Source organism: Proteinivorax hydrogeniformans, from assembly GCF_040515995.1.
Classification (GTDB): Bacteria; Bacillota; Proteinivoracia; order Proteinivoracales; family Proteinivoracaceae; genus Proteinivorax; species Proteinivorax hydrogeniformans.
In genome coordinates, this window is record NZ_CP159485.1 from 872,058 (window position 1) to 889,044 (window position 16,987).

At 35.0% G+C, this 16,987-nt stretch carries 17 protein-coding genes and 1 riboswitch; of the genes, 10 read left to right on the forward strand and 7 right to left on the reverse strand.

Features of this window, described 5'->3' with window-relative positions; all coding sequences use genetic code 11:
* Nucleotides 1–47: 47 nt before the first annotated feature.
* Both PRVXH_RS04135 and PRVXH_RS04140 read right to left on the reverse strand, forming a co-directional pair.
* Nucleotides 48–605 (reverse strand): spore coat protein, encoded by a 558-nt coding sequence (locus tag PRVXH_RS04135; protein WP_353894050.1) that lies wholly within the window; start codon nt 603–605, stop codon nt 48–50.
* A gap of 115 nt (nt 606–720) precedes the next feature.
* Nucleotides 721–921, reverse strand: coding sequence for a cold-shock protein (locus PRVXH_RS04140; protein ID WP_353894051.1), 201 nt, complete (start codon nt 919–921; stop codon nt 721–723).
* Nucleotides 922–1,168: 247 nt separating this feature from the next.
* Here PRVXH_RS04140 and PRVXH_RS04145 point away from each other — a divergent pair, with 247 nt between their 5' ends.
* The 4 genes from PRVXH_RS04145 to PRVXH_RS04160 all read left to right on the forward strand — a co-directional run bounded on the left by PRVXH_RS04145 (nt 1,169) and on the right by PRVXH_RS04160 (nt 4,962).
* Nucleotides 1,169–1,711, forward strand: coding sequence for a GNAT family protein (locus PRVXH_RS04145; RefSeq protein ID WP_353894052.1), 543 nt, complete (start codon nt 1,169–1,171; stop codon nt 1,709–1,711).
* Nucleotides 1,711–2,781, forward strand: coding sequence for an undecaprenyldiphospho-muramoylpentapeptide beta-N-acetylglucosaminyltransferase (locus tag PRVXH_RS04150; RefSeq protein WP_353894053.1), 1,071 nt, complete (start codon nt 1,711–1,713; stop codon nt 2,779–2,781). The genes PRVXH_RS04145 and PRVXH_RS04150 overlap by 1 nt, the downstream gene beginning before the upstream one ends.
* Nucleotides 2,782–2,832: 51 nt before the next feature.
* A complete protein-coding gene (locus PRVXH_RS04155) occupies nt 2,833–4,182 on the forward strand; it encodes a glucose-6-phosphate isomerase (protein ID WP_353894054.1) in 1,350 nt (449 codons plus the stop codon).
* Between the two features lie 72 nt (nt 4,183–4,254).
* Complete coding sequence (locus tag PRVXH_RS04160) at nt 4,255–4,962, forward strand: nucleotidyltransferase domain-containing protein (RefSeq protein WP_353894055.1); 708 nt, start codon at nt 4,255–4,257, stop codon at nt 4,960–4,962.
* A 38-nt stretch (nt 4,963–5,000) separates the two neighbouring features.
* On the opposite strand, the gene PRVXH_RS04165 is transcribed toward PRVXH_RS04160, so the two are convergent.
* On the reverse strand, nt 5,001–5,462 hold the full coding sequence (locus PRVXH_RS04165; protein WP_353894056.1) for a methylated-DNA--[protein]-cysteine S-methyltransferase: 462 nt from the start codon (nt 5,460–5,462) through the stop codon (nt 5,001–5,003).
* A gap of 165 nt (nt 5,463–5,627) precedes the next feature.
* On the opposite strand from PRVXH_RS04165, the gene PRVXH_RS04170 reads away from it, so the two are divergent.
* Both PRVXH_RS04170 and PRVXH_RS04175 read left to right on the forward strand, forming a co-directional pair.
* Nucleotides 5,628–6,365: a glycerophosphodiester phosphodiesterase gene (locus PRVXH_RS04170; protein WP_353894057.1), complete on the forward strand. Its 738-nt coding sequence runs from the start codon at nt 5,628–5,630 to the stop codon at nt 6,363–6,365.
* A 120-nt stretch (nt 6,366–6,485) separates the two neighbouring features.
* Nucleotides 6,486–6,830, forward strand: a complete 345-nt coding sequence (locus tag PRVXH_RS04175) for a hypothetical protein (RefSeq protein ID WP_353894058.1) — start codon at nt 6,486–6,488, stop codon at nt 6,828–6,830.
* Nucleotides 6,831–6,931: 101 nt separating this feature from the next.
* On the opposite strand, the gene PRVXH_RS04180 is transcribed toward PRVXH_RS04175, so the two are convergent.
* Nucleotides 6,932–8,356 carry an MATE family efflux transporter gene (locus PRVXH_RS04180; RefSeq protein ID WP_353894059.1) on the reverse strand — a complete coding sequence of 475 codons (1,425 nt, stop codon included), beginning with the start codon at nt 8,354–8,356 and terminating at the stop codon, nt 6,932–6,934.
* A gap of 185 nt (nt 8,357–8,541) precedes the next feature.
* Between PRVXH_RS04180 and PRVXH_RS04185 the strand changes: the two genes are divergently transcribed.
* Nucleotides 8,542–9,243, forward strand: coding sequence for a CBS domain-containing protein (locus PRVXH_RS04185; protein ID WP_353894060.1), 702 nt, complete (start codon nt 8,542–8,544; stop codon nt 9,241–9,243).
* Between the two features lie 39 nt (nt 9,244–9,282).
* Here the strand turns inward: PRVXH_RS04185 and thiE are convergent, their stop codons facing one another.
* From thiE to PRVXH_RS04200, 3 genes are all read right to left on the reverse strand, one after another.
* Nucleotides 9,283–9,912, reverse strand: a complete 630-nt coding sequence (thiE, locus tag PRVXH_RS04190) for a thiamine phosphate synthase (RefSeq protein ID WP_353894061.1) — start codon at nt 9,910–9,912, stop codon at nt 9,283–9,285.
* 40 nt (nt 9,913–9,952) lie between these two features.
* On the reverse strand, nt 9,953–10,753 hold the full coding sequence (gene thiD / locus PRVXH_RS04195; RefSeq protein WP_353894062.1) for a bifunctional hydroxymethylpyrimidine kinase/phosphomethylpyrimidine kinase: 801 nt from the start codon (nt 10,751–10,753) through the stop codon (nt 9,953–9,955).
* Nucleotides 10,754–10,809: 56 nt separating this feature from the next.
* Nucleotides 10,810–10,912, reverse strand: a riboswitch (TPP riboswitch).
* 36 nt (nt 10,913–10,948) lie between these two features.
* Nucleotides 10,949–12,034 (reverse strand): PRK06851 family protein, encoded by a 1,086-nt coding sequence (locus PRVXH_RS04200; RefSeq protein ID WP_353894063.1) that lies wholly within the window; start codon nt 12,032–12,034, stop codon nt 10,949–10,951.
* A gap of 104 nt (nt 12,035–12,138) precedes the next feature.
* Between PRVXH_RS04200 and PRVXH_RS04205 the strand changes: the two genes are divergently transcribed.
* The 3 genes from PRVXH_RS04205 to PRVXH_RS04215 all read left to right on the forward strand — a co-directional run bounded on the left by PRVXH_RS04205 (nt 12,139) and on the right by PRVXH_RS04215 (nt 16,977).
* On the forward strand, nt 12,139–12,999 hold the full coding sequence (locus tag PRVXH_RS04205; RefSeq protein WP_353894064.1) for an RluA family pseudouridine synthase: 861 nt from the start codon (nt 12,139–12,141) through the stop codon (nt 12,997–12,999).
* Nucleotides 13,000–13,275: 276 nt separating this feature from the next.
* The gene (locus PRVXH_RS04210; RefSeq protein WP_353894065.1) at nt 13,276–16,011 is read left to right on the forward strand and encodes a UPF0182 family protein; all 2,736 of its coding nucleotides are present in this window, start codon (nt 13,276–13,278) and stop codon (nt 16,009–16,011) included.
* A gap of 231 nt (nt 16,012–16,242) precedes the next feature.
* Nucleotides 16,243–16,977, forward strand: coding sequence for a hypothetical protein (locus tag PRVXH_RS04215; protein ID WP_353894066.1), 735 nt, complete (start codon nt 16,243–16,245; stop codon nt 16,975–16,977).
* Nucleotides 16,978–16,987 lie beyond the last annotated feature (10 nt).

The window sequence follows — 16,987 nt, forward strand, 5'->3', positions numbered from 1 at the left end:
AGATTTCTTTTGTTGCTACTTTACCTCTAACTTAAAACTCTCACTACTCAATTATAAAGCCCTTTTTCGCTCATGTAGTTATAAATTTCTTCTCCATGTTGTTGCTCTTCTTGTTGTATATGCTGTAAAACCTGTCTTACTTGGCTATTGCTCATTTCAAATACTGCCGTATCATAGTAGCTTGATACATACTTTTCTGTCATCAACATATCTTCAAGCAAGGATGAATCGGGATTGTTTTGTTGCTGGCTTTGACTGCTTTGCTGCGAGCCTTGACTACCTTGCTGTTGGGACATTTGACCACTTTGATTTTGTTGTCCCTGCATACCTTGCCCCTGTCCTTGTGATTGGCCCTGTTGCCCACTACCTTGTTGAGATTGCCCTTGTTGTCCACCGCCTTGTGCATTTTGAGGGATTTGTCCTTGTAGAAGCGTTTGCACACTATCATAATGTTGTTGTTCCTTCTGAGCCAAACTTTGGAACAGTTGGGCAAGTTGAGGATCTTGTGCTTTTTGAGCATAGTTTGTGTATTTTTCTATACACAGTTCTTCATGTTGTGATAGCTCATTTAGTAAGCTTTCCTCTTTCTGACTTAAAGTGATCATAATAAAAAACCTCCTTGTTTTTTATTAGTATTTAAGGAGGAAGTTAAATTTATGCAAACAAAAAAACAGCTCCTTAGAAGGAACTGTTTTTTAATTGTCTAATGTATTGAGTATCTTATAACTTGCTTACATTAGAAGCTTGAGGGCCACGGCTACCTTCGGTAATTTCGAAGCTAACTCTAGCGCCTTCTTCTAAGGTCTTGAAACCTTCTTCGTTGATTGCTGAGAAATGTACGAACACATCGTCGCCACCCTCAATTGAAATAAAACCATAACCTTTTTCAGCGTTGAACCATTTAACTGTACCTTCTTGCATGTATCAAAAACCTCCTAGAATCTAACCCATTATTAGGGTTTGGCTGAAAATATTTTACCTACGAGGCTCAGCCTCACCTCATATTATTTATATAGTACCATTTATCTTTTAAAAAGTCAAACTCTTTATAAAAAAAACTCTCTTATTTTATAAAGAGGAAAAACCACTCTCTTAAAAGAATTAAATAGTACTAGATATTATTTCCTAAATTAAAATTTTGATTAAAAAATTATTTGAGGTGATAATAATGTTAGAAAAAGATGGGGTTTTGGTAAGGTGTATTGAAGAAAATGATCTTAAACAGCTATATCAGTGGTTAAATGTTCAAAAGTATCGAGGAACTTTTCAAAGCTTACAGCTAAATTCTATGGCTGGCCTGAGAAAACGGTTTGAAAGCGACGGATTTTTAGGAGCAAATAACTGGTTAATGATGGTGGAAAATAACAAGGCTTTAGTAGGACTTTTCTATGTTAATATAAAATATACTGGTAATGATGTTAAGGTTGCCAGTATAGGCTTAGTTATCTGTCAATCTAACCATAGATCAAAGGGGATAGGAAAAAAAGCAACAGAGCTAATTATAGACTATATATTTGGAAACTATTCAATACATCGTATTGAAGCTGATACTGATATAGAAAACCTTTCCGCTCAAAATGTTTTAAAGCGATGTGGTTTTAGTTATGAGGGAACTTTACGAGGTTATCGTTATCATAGTGGGAAATATGTAGATCATGTAATTTTTAGTATCTTAAAATCTGAATGGAAAAATAAAAAGGAGAATGTTTGATGAAGAAAATTATTCTAACCGGCGGTGGAACGGCAGGACATGTCACCCCAAATATAGCTTTATTACCAAAGCTTAAAAAGCTAGGTTATGAGATTTATTATATCGGCAGTAAAAACGGAATAGAACGTCAACTGATCGAAGAATTAAATATAAAATATTTTGCAATATCATCTGGAAAGCTGAGGAGATATTTCCACAAGGATAACTTTACTGATCCATTTAGAGTGCTAAGGGGTATGAGCCAGGCAGCATCAATTATCAAAAGAATAAAACCGGACATAATTTTTTCAAAAGGAGGGTTTGTAACAGTCCCTGTAATTATGGCAGCAAAATTAAAAAAAGTTCCTACCATAATTCATGAATCTGATTACACACCGGGACTTGCAAATAAGATTGCTATACCATTTTGTAGTAAGGTGTGCGTAACTTTTCCAGAAACTTTAAATCACGTCCCCAAAGAAAAAGGTATATATACAGGCTCACCGATTAGAGAGGACATCCTTAACGGTGACAGCTCAGAAGGGTATAAAGAAACAGGTTTTTCAACCAACAAGCCAGTAATTATGGTAATGGGAGGAAGTCTAGGAGCTGCTAAAATAAACGAGCATATTAGAAATATACTGCCGAAGCTGCTAGACAATTTCAATGTTATCCATCTATGTGGCGAAGGAAAGGTGGAAGAAGGCTTGTTAAATAAAGTCGGGTATGTTCAATATCCTTATGTCAAAAATCAGCTCCCACACCTTCTTTCCATAACAGATGTAGTTATATCAAGGGCGGGAGCAAACTCCATCTTTGAGTTTTTAGCCTTAAAGAAACCAAATATCTTGATACCACTCTCCAAAGCTGCTAGTAGGGGAGATCAGATTTTAAACGCCGAATCCTTTTTAAAGCAAGGTTTTAGTGAAGTTATACATGAAGAAAGCCTTACAGATCAAATGTTATTAGAAAAAGTAGAAGATGTTTATAAAAATAGAGCAAGTTATATTGAAAAGATGGAAAAAGATAGCTCATCATTAGGACTTGATAAAATAATCGAATTGATTGAAAAAAACCGTGGAAAAAAATAAAAAAGTTTACTATAATTTACTTTATAGCTAAAATACTAGGAGGTATTCAATATGTCAAAGCTAAGATTAGACTATAAAAATGCGAGCTCCTTCTTAAAAGAAGGGGAAATGGAGATGATGGCACCTTTTGTAAAAGAGGCTCACCGTCAGCTTCATGATAAAACTGGTGCTGGAAATGACTTTTTAGGTTGGGTTGATCTTCCTAAACAAATTGATGAAGATGAAATACAGGATTTAAAAGAAACAGCAGAACGTATAAAGAAGAACTGTGATGTGTTTTTAGTTATTGGAATAGGGGGATCATACTTAGGAGCAAAAGCAGCTATCGAGATGTTAAGCCATACATTCCATAATGAGTTAAGCCATGAAAGAAGAAAAGCACCTCAAATTCATTTTGTTGGTCAAAATATAAGTGGTACATATATGAAGCATTTAATGGAGTTAATTGAAAATAAGGAAGTAATGGTAAACGTTATCTCAAAGTCTGGTACTACCACAGAGCCGGCAGTAGCGTTTAGAATAATTAGAGGATTCCTAGAAGAAAAGTATGGTAAAGAAGGGGCTAAGCAAAGGATTATAGCAACCACAGATAAGAGCAAAGGAGCTTTAAGAACTTTAGCTGACCAAGAAGGATATAAAACCTTTGTGATTGAAGACGACATAGGTGGAAGATTCTCTGTGCTAACCCCTGTTGGTCTATTACCTATAGCAGTAAGTGGCGCTGATATTGATGAAATAATAAAAGGCGCAGCAATTGCGTATGACGACTTTAAAAATTCTGATTTTAAGGACAATCACTGTTATCAATATGCGGTACTTAGAAATATTTTTTATCGTAAAGGAAAAACAGTGGAAGTAATGGCTAACTATGAACCTTCCTTAAATTATTTATCAGAATGGTGGAAGCAGCTTTACGGTGAAAGCGAAGGAAAAGACCATAAGGGTTTGTTCCCAGCCAGCGTTAACTTTACAACTGACTTACATTCTATGGGCCAATATATACAAGATGGGCTAAGAAATCTTTTTGAAACAGTAATAAAAGTCAAAAACCCCAAGGAAGATATTGCCCTGCCAACAGATGAGCAGGATCTTGACGGTCTAAATTACCTTGCCGGAAAAACCGTTAATTTTATAAACGAAAAGGCCTTACAAGGTACAATGTTAGCTCATACTGATGGCGGTGTACCTAATATCGTCCTAAATATAGATGAAATTTCAGAGCAAAGCTTTGGTTATCTAGTATACTTTTTTGAAAAAGCATGCGGAATAAGTGGATACTTGCTAGGAGTAAACCCATTTGACCAGCCGGGAGTGGAGGACTATAAAAAGAATATGTTTGCTCTTTTAGGAAAGAAAGGTTTCGAAAAAGAGAAAGAAAAATTAGAAAATAGACTAAAATAACCCCAAAAATGCAGGAATTCTCCGTTGGTTGTAGAAATATTACAACAATAGTAAAGAAAGGCGGGGAAGACTATGCTTGGATGCGCTTTAATTGCTGCAAGAAAATTTGTGCAAGAAAGTTACCCGGATTGCCAGCTTGCTATTTTGGCAGGAAGCGTAGTCAGGGGAGAGGGCAATGAAAACTCTGACTTAGACATTGTAATTATAAATAAAACAGAGCCATCACCTTATCGTAAGTCTTTAATCTATGATAAATGGCCTATCGAGGTGTTCGTCTACGATGATAAAAGTTTTGACACATTCTGCGATATTGGTGTGCAAAAAGCTCGTCCCTTTTTGATGAGTATGATTGTGGAAGGGATACCCATAGTGGATACCAAAAAGAATGTTAATGTTCTAAAAAGAGAATTCGAGGATGTAATTAAAAAAGGACCTAAACCTTTAAGTGACGATGAAATAAAAGAGTACCGACTAAAGATAACTGAGATGGTAGAAGACTTAAAAGGGTCAAGTGACCATTTTGAGTCAACTTTTATAGTAAACCGACTCTCCTTCTTATTATCAGAATTTGTGATGAGATTAAATAGGCATTGGATAGGTGAAGGGAAATGGATGCATAGAGAGCTTATAGAATTTGATTCAAAATACGCTGAAAGATTTAATAGAGCTTTTGCATCATTTTACTCCAATAAAGATAAGGACAGACTTATCGAGTTTGTAGAAGAAAACTTGGCAAGCGTAGGAGGTTTTCTGTTTTCTGGTTATAGAGATGTACGATGAAAAAAATGTTAGTAATAAAAAAACCGTGAGTACTATACTCACGGTTTTAATCCTTCCATATCTAAAAGCTTCTTTTTATTTTCAAGTTTTCCCGAATAGCCGATTAAGGATCCATCCTTGCCCACAACTCTGTGGCAGGGGATAATAATAGGTATTGGATTTTTGTTATTGGCCTGCCCGACTGCTCTCACAGCTTTTGGGTTGCCTATAGCCTTTGCAACTTGACCATATGAGATTGTGTCGCCATATGGGACCATTTTTAGATAATCCCAAACAGCCATCTGAAAATATGAGCCCTGGGGCTTTACGGGTACGGCAAATTTTTTTAGTGTGCCTTTAAAGTATTTTTGTAGTTCATCTTCAGCTTGGTTAAGTAACGTAGTTTCTTTTTCCTCTAAGCTATCTTCAGCTAGGGTCCCAAACACTATTTTTTGTAAGGCTTGTTCATTAGCAACTAGTGTTAGATCACCTAAAGGACTATTTACGATTTTATAATACATGCTTTATCTCCTTTGTTTGTTATCTCACAGCTTGCAGCTGTTTAAAATAAAAATGAAATAATTATATTAGGACATATTTATTGGACAATGATAGTTTTATGTATATAATTTTAGCACTGCTAGTAATTAAGTCAATGGAAACATTAAACTTAAGGAGAGGTTATTATGACAAAAATTCTTGCCCATAGGGGTGATAGTAAAGTGGCGCCAGAAAATACTATAGCTGCCTTTAAAAGTGCTATTTCCAAAGGGGTAGATGGTGTTGAATTTGACGTCCAGCTTACTAAAGATGGCGTGCCAATTGTTTTTCATGATGAAAAACTTAAACGCTGCACAAATGTTAGGGGATACCTAAAAGACTATACATACAGCCAATTAAAGAATTTAGATTGTGGTGGCTGGTTTGACGATAGGTTTGCTAATACTAAAATTCCAACACTGAAAGAAGTGTTAGAACTATTTTGGCAGAAGAAATTTATTTTAAATGTGGAGCTTAAAAATGGATATGTTAACTATCCTGGCATTGAAGAAAAAGTATTAGAGCTAATCCAAAGCTATGATCTTATGGATAATGTTATTATATCTTCTTTTAATCATCAAAGCATTATTAGGGTGAAAAAACTATGTTCTAACATTAAAACAGGGCTCTTATATAGGGCAAAAATATACAAGCCATGGGAATATGCTAAAAGAGTAACAAACTCTGATGCAGTGCATCCTAATTATTTCAGCATCACAAAAAAGGAAATAGCGGAATCTCAAAAAAACAATGTGGATGTAAACGTATTTACTGTTGATAAAGAAAAAGATATTAAACAATTTATTCGATGGAATGTTGATATTTTAATTACCAACTATCCAGAACTAGCGATGAAAATTAGAAAAGAACTATCAAAAATGTAAGAATGGGTAAAAAAGCAAAGTTTTTTAAAAAAAGTTAAAAAAAATTTAAAAATGTGAAACATTTTGGTCATAGTTATCGTCTATATATATAAATAGGGAGTTAAAATAGGGGGTAACTTTTTGAGAAAAAATATCTTTATGTTGGTGGGTGTTATAGGTATAGTAGCATTAGGGGTTATATTATTTAATAATAGTGGATCGTGTCTTACTATAAATGTAGAAACAAATCAGGAAAGCACTGTGATATTTAATGGGAGAGTAGTAGGTAAAAACAGTGCATCAATAGAGGTGGCTACAGGGGTAAATAGAATAGTGGTAAAAGCTACTGATGGCACCTATTGGGTAGGGCAGTGGGAGGCCAAGGAAGGAACAGCAGATGAATTTTTGGATAATGTCAAAGCAACTGGCAATTATCACCCCAATCAGTCTAGAAAAGGCACACTAGATTTAGAAATAGTTTTTTAAAAAATTATAGTGACAAGGCCTAGCAGTCGAATTATATGAAAAGGGGGCTGTCTCTTAAAAAGAATAAGAGACGGCCCCCTTTTTCATATTTTTATTAACGCCTAAATAGCCTTTTTCAAGGTAATAGCACTGCGCTCTTTATCATCATCTTTGGAATCTATTTTCACAGTTTTCCATTTACCAGTTTTAAAAAATATAAAATTTAACATGCCTGCGAGAAAATTGGTTGAAGCAATGGCCACCCAAATCCCAGTTTCTTGCATGTTTAACTGAAAAGCCAAATAATAAGCCAGAGGCACCCTTACAAAAAGCCAGCTAAACAAAGTAGTTAAAAATGGCATTAAAGTATAGCCGGCTCCCTGCATAGATCTTGAAAAAATTATAGCCATGGCATGAAAAGGCTCTGCCAAAGCAAGACAAATCAAAAGAGTACGTCCCATTGAAATAAGCTCTGGTGATGCTTCTGAAGAAAAGAAGGTTAGAAACTCCGTTGAAAAAATAACAAATATCAATGCTACTGTGGACATAAAACCTGCGGCTAGTAGCATACATAAATATCCTGATTTTTCAGCTCTATCCTTATTCCCTGCCCCCAAATTCATTCCTGATAGTGTAGCAGCAGCGGTCCCAATAGCCAATCCTGGCATCAAGGCATATTGATTAAGATTCATACCTATAGTAAAAGTGGCGTTGGCTAAATCCTCCGCTGTGGTTCTGGCTAAAAGAGCAAATATAATAACAGTACTTAAATTTCTGGAAAGGCCTTGAAGTCCAGCTGGCAAACCGATAGTCAGAATTTGTTTAATTACCTTAAATACAGGCTTGTATAGCTGTTGAAAGGTTATGGTAATTATAAACTTGCCGGTAAGTAATGCTCCCCAACCTAAAGAGGCCCCAACGAGCCTAGCTAACGCTGTACCAATTGCCGCTCCAGTAACTCCCAAAGTTGGAATTGGTCCAAAACCAAAAATAAAAATATAATTAAATAAAATGTTAAGCAAATTCATAACTATATCTATAATAAGGGGTGTTACAGTGTCTCCTGCCCCTTGAAATATTGAACGGGCTACAAAATTTAATAAAAAAAGCGGAACGCTTAGAAAAAACACTGTCATATATCCTATAGCTAACTCCGATGTTTCAGGGCCTGCTCCCATCAAATTCAAGATAGAACTTTGGGTTAAAAGACCAAGTGGTACCATAATTACAGAAATTAGTAGCGCCAAAATAAACGCTTGACCAGCTGCAGAAGATGCCTGTTTATGATCACCCATTCCGATAAATCTAGCGACCATTGCTGTAGCTCCCGTAGATATAGCCATAACAAGGACCATAGCAATCATAACAATTTGCCTTCCAAACCCTACCGCGGCAATAGCGTTGTCGCCAAATGAACCCACCATTTTAATGTCAACAGTCCCAATAACAACCTGCAATAGTGATTGGCAGACTATAGGCCAAGCTAGTAGCAATATTCCTGATAGAATGCTCTTATCTTGAGTTAAAAGCTCTTTTCTAGATTTCAAATATCAGCCCCCCTTTATATAGATTATATCATTTAGATTACAAAAAAAATAGGGTGCAAAAATAAAAAACCTAGTCTAAAAAAGAAATAAGTACATATTTATTAGTAGTTCAACAAAAAAACTTTATAGAAAGAAGGGAATATAAAGATGATATAGAATATTTAAATATTAGGAGGTGTAAGTTTATGTTTGTTAGAAGTAGAATGACAGAAAATGTAGTGACGATTGGGCCTAAAAGATCACTTTATGAGGCGCTTATACTATTTGAAAAAAATCAATATGAAGGGTTGCCGGTATTAGATAAAGGGGTGCTTAGGGGAATTATTACAGAAAAAAATATCATGCGAGAGTTTTGTGCTTTTTGCGCAAAACAAAACATATCTGCAGGGGTTGATATCGACTTACCACTACCCTTTAGTACAAGTAAACTTGAATTAGATGTCAACAAAAGAAGAATAGCTCAGTTTTTACATTATAGAACTGTAGAGGAGCTTATGGAGACAGATATACAATCAATCGATAAAGAAACACCAATCGAAGAAGCAGCCGATATAATGCTAAAGAAAGATATCACCATATTACCTGTGGTTAACGAAATTGGTGAGTTAAGAGGAGTAATAACAAAATCCGATATTTTAGCTGTTTTTGACGAAATTTTTGCTGTTGGTGAAAAAGGGGAAAGAATTACTGTCGCTGTTGACGATGTAGTGGGTAGTCTAGGGAAAATAACTGGAACTTTAAGAAATGCCAAAATAAATATTCTTTCAGTGGTCACTACTATACCGAGGTATCGGGATGTTAGCCTAGTAACTTTAAAAGTAGAACAAGGCGAAAAAGCCCGCGAAGTATTAGAAAACAATCATTTTAAAGTTTTATCTTCCATATAATAAAAAAACTCAGCCAAGTGGCTGAGTTTTTTTATTATATTATTTTGCTAGGCTTTTAGATAAATCAGCTGCTGCTTTTTGGATGTTCTGCTCTTTAAGTATGCCAGAAGAAACTGCTACGCCATCAATATATGAGGTAGGAACTTTATCAATATTTTTTGTGTTAATACCACCTATTGCCACTACAGGTAAGCTTATTGATTTTTTAATATCTTTAAGCAAATCCATAGACATTGCAATGGCGTTAGTTTTAGTAGAACTTGTAAATAAAGCGCCTGCACCGACATAGTCTGCACCAGCATTTTGCGCTAATATCGCCTGTTTAATTGTCTTAGTAGTAGCACCAATTATTTTTTCTCTGCCTAAAAGCTCTCTTGCCTCTTTGATAGGGGCGTCTTGTTGACCTAGGTGTACTCCATTGCAATTTATAAGTAAGGCTACATCAAGTCGATCGTTAACAACTAAGGGTATATTGTATTTGTCTGTGAGCTTTTTTAGTGCTCTTCCAACTAATAGCATATCTTTAGTGCTACTGTTTTTAGCACGTAGCTGGACAAAAGAAACTCCACCTAAAATGGCTCTTGCAACTTGCTCACAAAAACAATCAACATCCTCATTGTTATAATCTGCAACCAAATATAACTTATAACAAACTTTGTTTTTTTGCACGAATAAACCTCCTTACTTATTAAAATAATATGATATTAATCTAATAAGACACTTTTATGTTGTGATACATAGGCCCATGGCCCTTACCGATGTTAACTGGAGCTTCCTTAATTGCGGACAAGACAAAATTTCTGCCTAGCTTAACAGCGTGATATAAGTTTTCTCCTTTAGCTAAAGAAGCTGCTATGGCTGCAGAAAGAGTACAACCAGTACCATGGGTGTTTTTGGAATCCACTCGTTGCGAGCTAAATCTATGGAAATTTTCCCCATCAAAAAGTATGTCTGTTAGGTTATTTCCTGGCATATGGCCACCTTTAAGTAAGATATTTTTAGCACCCATATCTCTCATTTTAAAAATTGCCTGCATCATGTCCTCATTTGTTTGAATGCTAATGCCCGCTATTAGCTCAGCTTCTGGAATATTAGGAGTTATTAGATAACACAGAGGAAGGAGGTTTTTAACAAGATGCTTTTCGTCCCCTTTTTTTAATAGAAAATCTCCCGATTTTGCTACCATAACAGGGTCTAAAACAACCCTTTTAAGGCTTGTAGCTTTGAGAGCTTTACAAACGGCATTAATTATTTCGGCATTAGATAGCATGCCAATTTTGCAAGCGTCAACTCCGATATCTTTGCTCACCATTTCAATTTGATCATAAATTAGCTTTGGACTGATATCCATAACAGAGCGTACCCCAACTGTATTTTGAGCGGTTACAGCAGTAATAGCTGACATTCCATAGACATCAAAGGCTTGAAACGTTTTAAGGTCAGCTTGGATACCCGCTCCTCCACCGCTATCAGAGCCAGCTATTGTTAAAGCCTTGCATAAATTTTTCATATTGCCCTCCTTAAAAAAAACACAATTCCTCAAAAATGTAGGAATTGTGTCATATTTGATAACATACTACTCTTTCCTACGCTGGATTTAACCAGATCAGGTTCAAAGGGTCAAGAGTTATACTCTTTCTCAGCTACATGAGCTCCCCTAGAGAAAATGCCTAAATATTTAATTTTACAGCTATTATAACATAGATTAGTTGGTTTCTCCATGAATAATTCGCTCAAATACCTCTTGCATTTTATCAAAGTCCATAGCTTTAATATAAAAATTCTCCATTTTAGCATGATTTTCCTTGGCATTTTTAATATTACTTGTAGCTTTTAATATATGTTTGTCAACCTGTCTTTGGAGATTTAAGATTTGCTTTTGATTTTGCTGGGCTATTTCCTTTGGGACCGTCAAAGCAAACATATCTACTAAAATATCGTTAGAACTTTTAGATACAAACTTATGGGGAGGTGATGCATCCACAAAAGCAATTTGTTTTTGTGGTATAATAACTAAATCCAACTTATGGGGATTAAGCGCGCAATGATAAGCTTCGACATCATACCCTAAAGAAGTAGCTTTATCTGCTAAGCTTTCCATAATAGTTGATTTATTCGTGCCTGGCTTTCCTAAAAGCAGTACTCTTGTGCTCAAATTATCAGTAAGTTCGCCAGCAAATGAAACTATTCCTCTAGGTGTGATGGCTCCAGCAAAGGATTGACTTAGACGACCTTTTTTCTTGCTACTTTCTTTATCTTTTAAAGTCATTGAAATGAGTTTATCCTTGATTTCTTCTACTTTTGCATTATCTATATGAGGAACATATATCTTTTTCATTTTATTTTGCGCTATAGTAGCATATTTAAGCTCCTTATAAGCTGTGGAAAAATAGGTCTTTATATTTTGTTTTAACCGTGTGATTTCCTCTTTGTCTTCAAGTAAAAGGTTTCTATCCCAAAACTCTCCTAAGTTAATAATTTCATCCTTAATACCCGGAAGTGTTGGGTCAACAACATGAGGGGCAGTGCCATCAACAACTCCTAAAGACAATTCATTTATAATAACTCCATCTACCGATTCAGTATCAGATGAACAGTGTAGAAAGGTTATGCTTTGACCTCGCTCTAAAAAGTGTTTTGCAACCTTTTTTATTAATGATGATTTACCTGTACCTGGGCCGCCCTTTAATATAAAAAGCCTATCTAACTTAGAGAGAACTTCTTCGTAAAATGAATAAAAGCCCTCACTTGTATTTCCACCTGGAAAAACATTTTTGATTTTTCTATTCATAACTAACTACCACCTTCTTTTGGACATATATATTACAACAGTTGCCTGTTAAACTATTATATGTCTAATTTATTTTATAGGTGATTAAAAGCGAGGTATTGATTATGGAAAAGCATCGATTTATTGCTAAAAAACAAACTACCATTAAAGATTATTTACAGCACAGGCTAAAGTTCTCCCGGCGTCACTACCGTCGGGTTAAGGCTAACTCAAAAATTTATGTTAACGGAATAGAAAGCTTTGTGACGGCACCTATTAAACAAGGAGATGTAGTAGAAATTTTACTTCCCACCAATAGTGTTAATATAAGCCCTTATCCATATGAGCTAGATATTTTATATGAAGATAAATATATACTTGCTGTTAATAAACCCAAAGATATGCTTACTCACCCAACTTCTAAAGAGCGAACCAACACACTTATAAATGCTGTACAGTTTAGACAAAATGCACTTAATGAATGTCATTCGATACATCCCATTCATCGACTAGACAGAGAGACATCAGGGGTTGTTATGATAGCAAAATCACCCTATAGTAGTATGGTGTTTACTCAGATGTTTGAGCAAAGAAAGGTTGATAAAAGATATTTAGCAATCGTTTCCGGGGTTCCTAAGCAAACCAATGGGGAAATAAATTCAGACCTTTACAATTATTCTACTAAGAGATATCAAAAGGCTATAACAAATTATAAAGTTATAAACTCATGGAATCATTTTGCACTTATAGAGGCTGTTCCACTTACAGGGCGCACCCATCAAATAAGAAGGCACTTAACAGAAATAACATCTGGTATAGTGGGCGACAGCATATATAACACAAAATCTAACGAGGGGGGAAAAGGACAGCTACTGCATGCCCTTTCTTTAACTTTTATGCACCCAGTTACTAAAAAAATAACGAAGATAGTAGCTAGACTTCCCCAGGATTTTAAAAAAGAATTGAGGAAAATTCAAAAGATTTAGTTTAAACCATGACATATTTACTATTTGTAAAATTACGGCAAATAAACCAAGCCATAATTTAGCTAGCTAAGCCTCATTTTATATAAAAAATCTCAGTATCTAAGCGATTTTACGCGAAAGATGCTTTAGTTTTTATTAAGTATCCATATAAAAACTAAAGCATATAATGGAACATTAGCATTGTTTGTATCATGGCGAAAATAAAAACACTCTAAGATATAGCTTTATTTGTTTAAATATGATAAATTTTTAAGAGAGGAAGGGAGAGAGTGAAACATGAAAAAAGCAACTGTTTTAGGCACGATTTTTGGGTTAATTATTTTATTTTTTCTAATGGTTAACTATTATACCGAGTATTTGTGGTATGCAAGCTTAGACATAACCGAGGTGATGTTTAAACCGCTTATTTGGGAGGTTACCTTTAAGATTCTTTTTTGGGCTATAGGTTTTGCCTTTTTGGCGGTAAATTTTATGCCGCTAGTTAACCTTTTTGATCGCTTTAATCACAATCTTAAGGTTGTTGATATTAAAGAGATTAAAACTGGATTTAAGGTAAAGAGAAAGCATGCTTTATTAATTGCAGGAGTACTTTCGCTTTTGTGGATGATTCTTATACCGTCGGTGTGGGATAGACTTCTGTTAGCATTAAATGCTACCCCTACGGGAAATGTAGATCCGATTCATGGATTGGATATAAGTTTTTACCTATTCCAATTCCCCATCTATGAGTTATTAGCGGGAGCGTTTTTATCTCTTTTAGTTATAGCCTTTATAGGTGCAGGAGTTAGTTACTTTATAGTTGAAAACTTCAATCCTAATACTAATAACGTAAAATTTGAGCTATCATCAAAAGGAATAGCTCATTTGTCAGTTCTAGTAAGCTTATTTTTAGTGTGGTTTATCGTTACACGCAGCTTACAAATGTATGGATTTTTATTATCTGACTCAAATATTTTATTTGGGGCAGGTTATACAGATGTAAATGTAAGAATGCTATTTTTACGAATACAACAGGTTCTGAGCATACTATTTTTAATTGGAATGCTAGTAAATGTTAAGCTTAAAAAGAAAAAGATTTTTATGGCTATTCCTATATCACTAATAGTTGTTTCGTTAATCGGAGGTATTTATGCTGGCATTAATCAAAGGTTAGTAGTGTCTCCCGATGAAGAATCAAGAGAAACCCCCTATATAGCCCATCATTTACAGGCGACAAAAGAAGGTTTTAATTTAGATAACATAAATAGAGAGGTTTTTCCTTTAGAACAAGGGGAGCTTAGCAGAAATGATTTAAAAGCTTATGAGCAAACCTTAAACAATATTAGGCTATTGGATTATCGTCCTTTGAAACAACACTATCATCAAAATCAGTCATTAAGACTTTATTACGAGTTTAATGATATAGACATCGACCGTTATACAATAGATGGTGAGCATCATCAGGTGATGCTTTCTGTAAGAGAGCTAGACTCCGACTCCATTCCTACAGACACACCATTAAATAGGCACTTTAAATATACTCACGGACACGGTGTGGTTATGAGCCCTGTGAACACAGTGACATCAAACGGTCATCCCACATATTTTATGAGAAACTTACCTGTTGAAACCGAAGTCAACATAGACCTTAATCGTCCAGAAATTTACTTTGGCGAGATGACAGATGAATTTGTAGTGGTAAAGACAGAAGACGGAGAAATATCCTTTGATGAAAAAGAGGTTTGGTATGAAGGAGCAGATGGGGTTGAGCTAAATCCTTTTAGAAGATTACTTTACACCGTCAAATATCAAAAGCCTATTTTGATGTTATCCAATCAAATTACCGAAGATAGCAGGATTTTATATAATCGAAATATAGTGGACAGAGTAAATAAAGTAGCTCCTTTTATAGAACTAGATGAAGATCCTTATCCGGTAGTGGCAAATGGAAGAGTTTATTGGATAATTGATGGTTATACTACGTCTAGCAACTATCCTTACTCACAGCCAGTTAATGGAAAAAACTATATTAGAAACTCTGTTAAAATTGTCGTGGATGCTTACGACGGGACTGTTGATATTTATCAATTTGAAAATGAACCAATCATCGAAGGGTGGAAAAGCGTTTTTCCAGACCTTATCCAACCTAGAGAAGACTTCCCACCTTATTTAGAAGAGCACATAAGATATCCATTAGACTTATTCGACATTCAGAGAAATGTGTTGACAGTGTACCATACAGATAGCCCGCGAGTTTACTATAACGCTGATGACATATGGGAAATTCCTGTTGAAAAATATCATGGACAGGATATAGAAATAGAACCTTACTATATTACTGCACAGCTACCTAACCTTAAGCAGGAAGAGTTTTTGCTAATTAACCCATTCACACCTAGAAATAGGAACAATATGAACGCATGGCTTGCAGCTGGTAATGATGGGGATAACTATGGAGAGCTATTCTTATATACATTCCCGCCTGGAGAACACATTGAAGGACCAAGTCAGGTAGAGGCCTATATCGATCAAGATCCTGATATATCTCAACAAATAACATTATGGGGGCAAGGCGGTTCTACAGTGGTTAGGGGTAATTTATTAACAATACCGATAGAGAGCTCAATGTTATATGTAGAACCATTATATATAATATCTGAAAGTCGAAGCGTTCCTGAAATGAGGCAGGTGCTACTATTTTACAACGATGTGTTAGTAATGGAGCGCACTTTAGATGCAGCCTTAGATAGATTATTTGGGGTAGTAGAAGATGGAGAAGAATATGTACCCTACGACCCAGATGAGATAGTGGATCGAGATCTAAGAGAATTAGTTATAGAAATTAATACCACGTTTAAAAATGCAGAAGAGTCGGCAAGACAAGGAAACTGGGCTGAGTATGGCAGCCATATGGATAGACTGGCTCAGCTTTTAACTGATTTAGAAAATGAAATAGATGTAGATGAGTTTGAGCAGGAGTTAGATGATATAGAAGATATAGATGATATGGAAGAAATAGAAGATATAGAATAACCCAAAAGTAGTTTGTAGCTTTAGCTACAGACTACTTTTTGTTATCAGCATCTAAGTTTATACTAGGTTAACTTAATGTAAGCCCACCACTGATTGAATCTTTACTTTATAACTTTTTAATTATTGTGCAGGAAAACAGTACGGGAGTTAGAATAAATAATATATTAGGTTTAAAAGGAGCCTTACTGGATATTTTAATATTTAACAAGTTTAGAAAGGAGTAATTTTAAAATGCCATATAAAGATTTAGTAACAGGGGATGATTATTTATATAAAACCATTCTTCCACATCTCTTTATGACAGATGATTTAAGTGGTTTAAAAAGTTTTTTAAGCTACATAGATATAGAGGAAAACCTTTCAACCTCGGAAATAGATATCGTAACAGACTATAGCTTGCTTCCATATTCTTTTCATAAAAAACCACCCTATCCTTTAGCTGTTAGGATTAACGATAAACTACTATTTATCTCTGGTTATCATATGGATGGCCAAATAGACAAGTTCTACCATATTAAGGATAAGGTACTAAAAGAAGATGAAAAGATTAGTGGATGTTATTTAGTTATTATTGGAGAAAATTCTGTGCAAAATCAAGGTCAGTGGATAAAAAATCTAAGCTGGGACGATGTAGTTGATGCTTTTAGTTATGAGCTGCGGAATACATTTGGATATAAGGTATTGCTAGAAAAACTCCATTTAGATAGAAATGAAGGTGCAGAGCAAAGGGAGGAAGAGGAAGTCTCCTTTGATGTTATTAAAAGTATGTGTAGAATACATAAAGAAAAGGTCTGTGTAATATATAAAGGGGGAACAGCCACCTTTACATTTGCAACGATAAAAAACCTAGAAAAGAAAAAATTCAACTATATACTTTCTGACGACCCCCTTTTAGCCAACAAAAAACCCGACCATTTAATTAGGGGAGACGTGTTTTTACTTCTCTTAAATAAAAAAAAGTACTAGAGGTGAAATA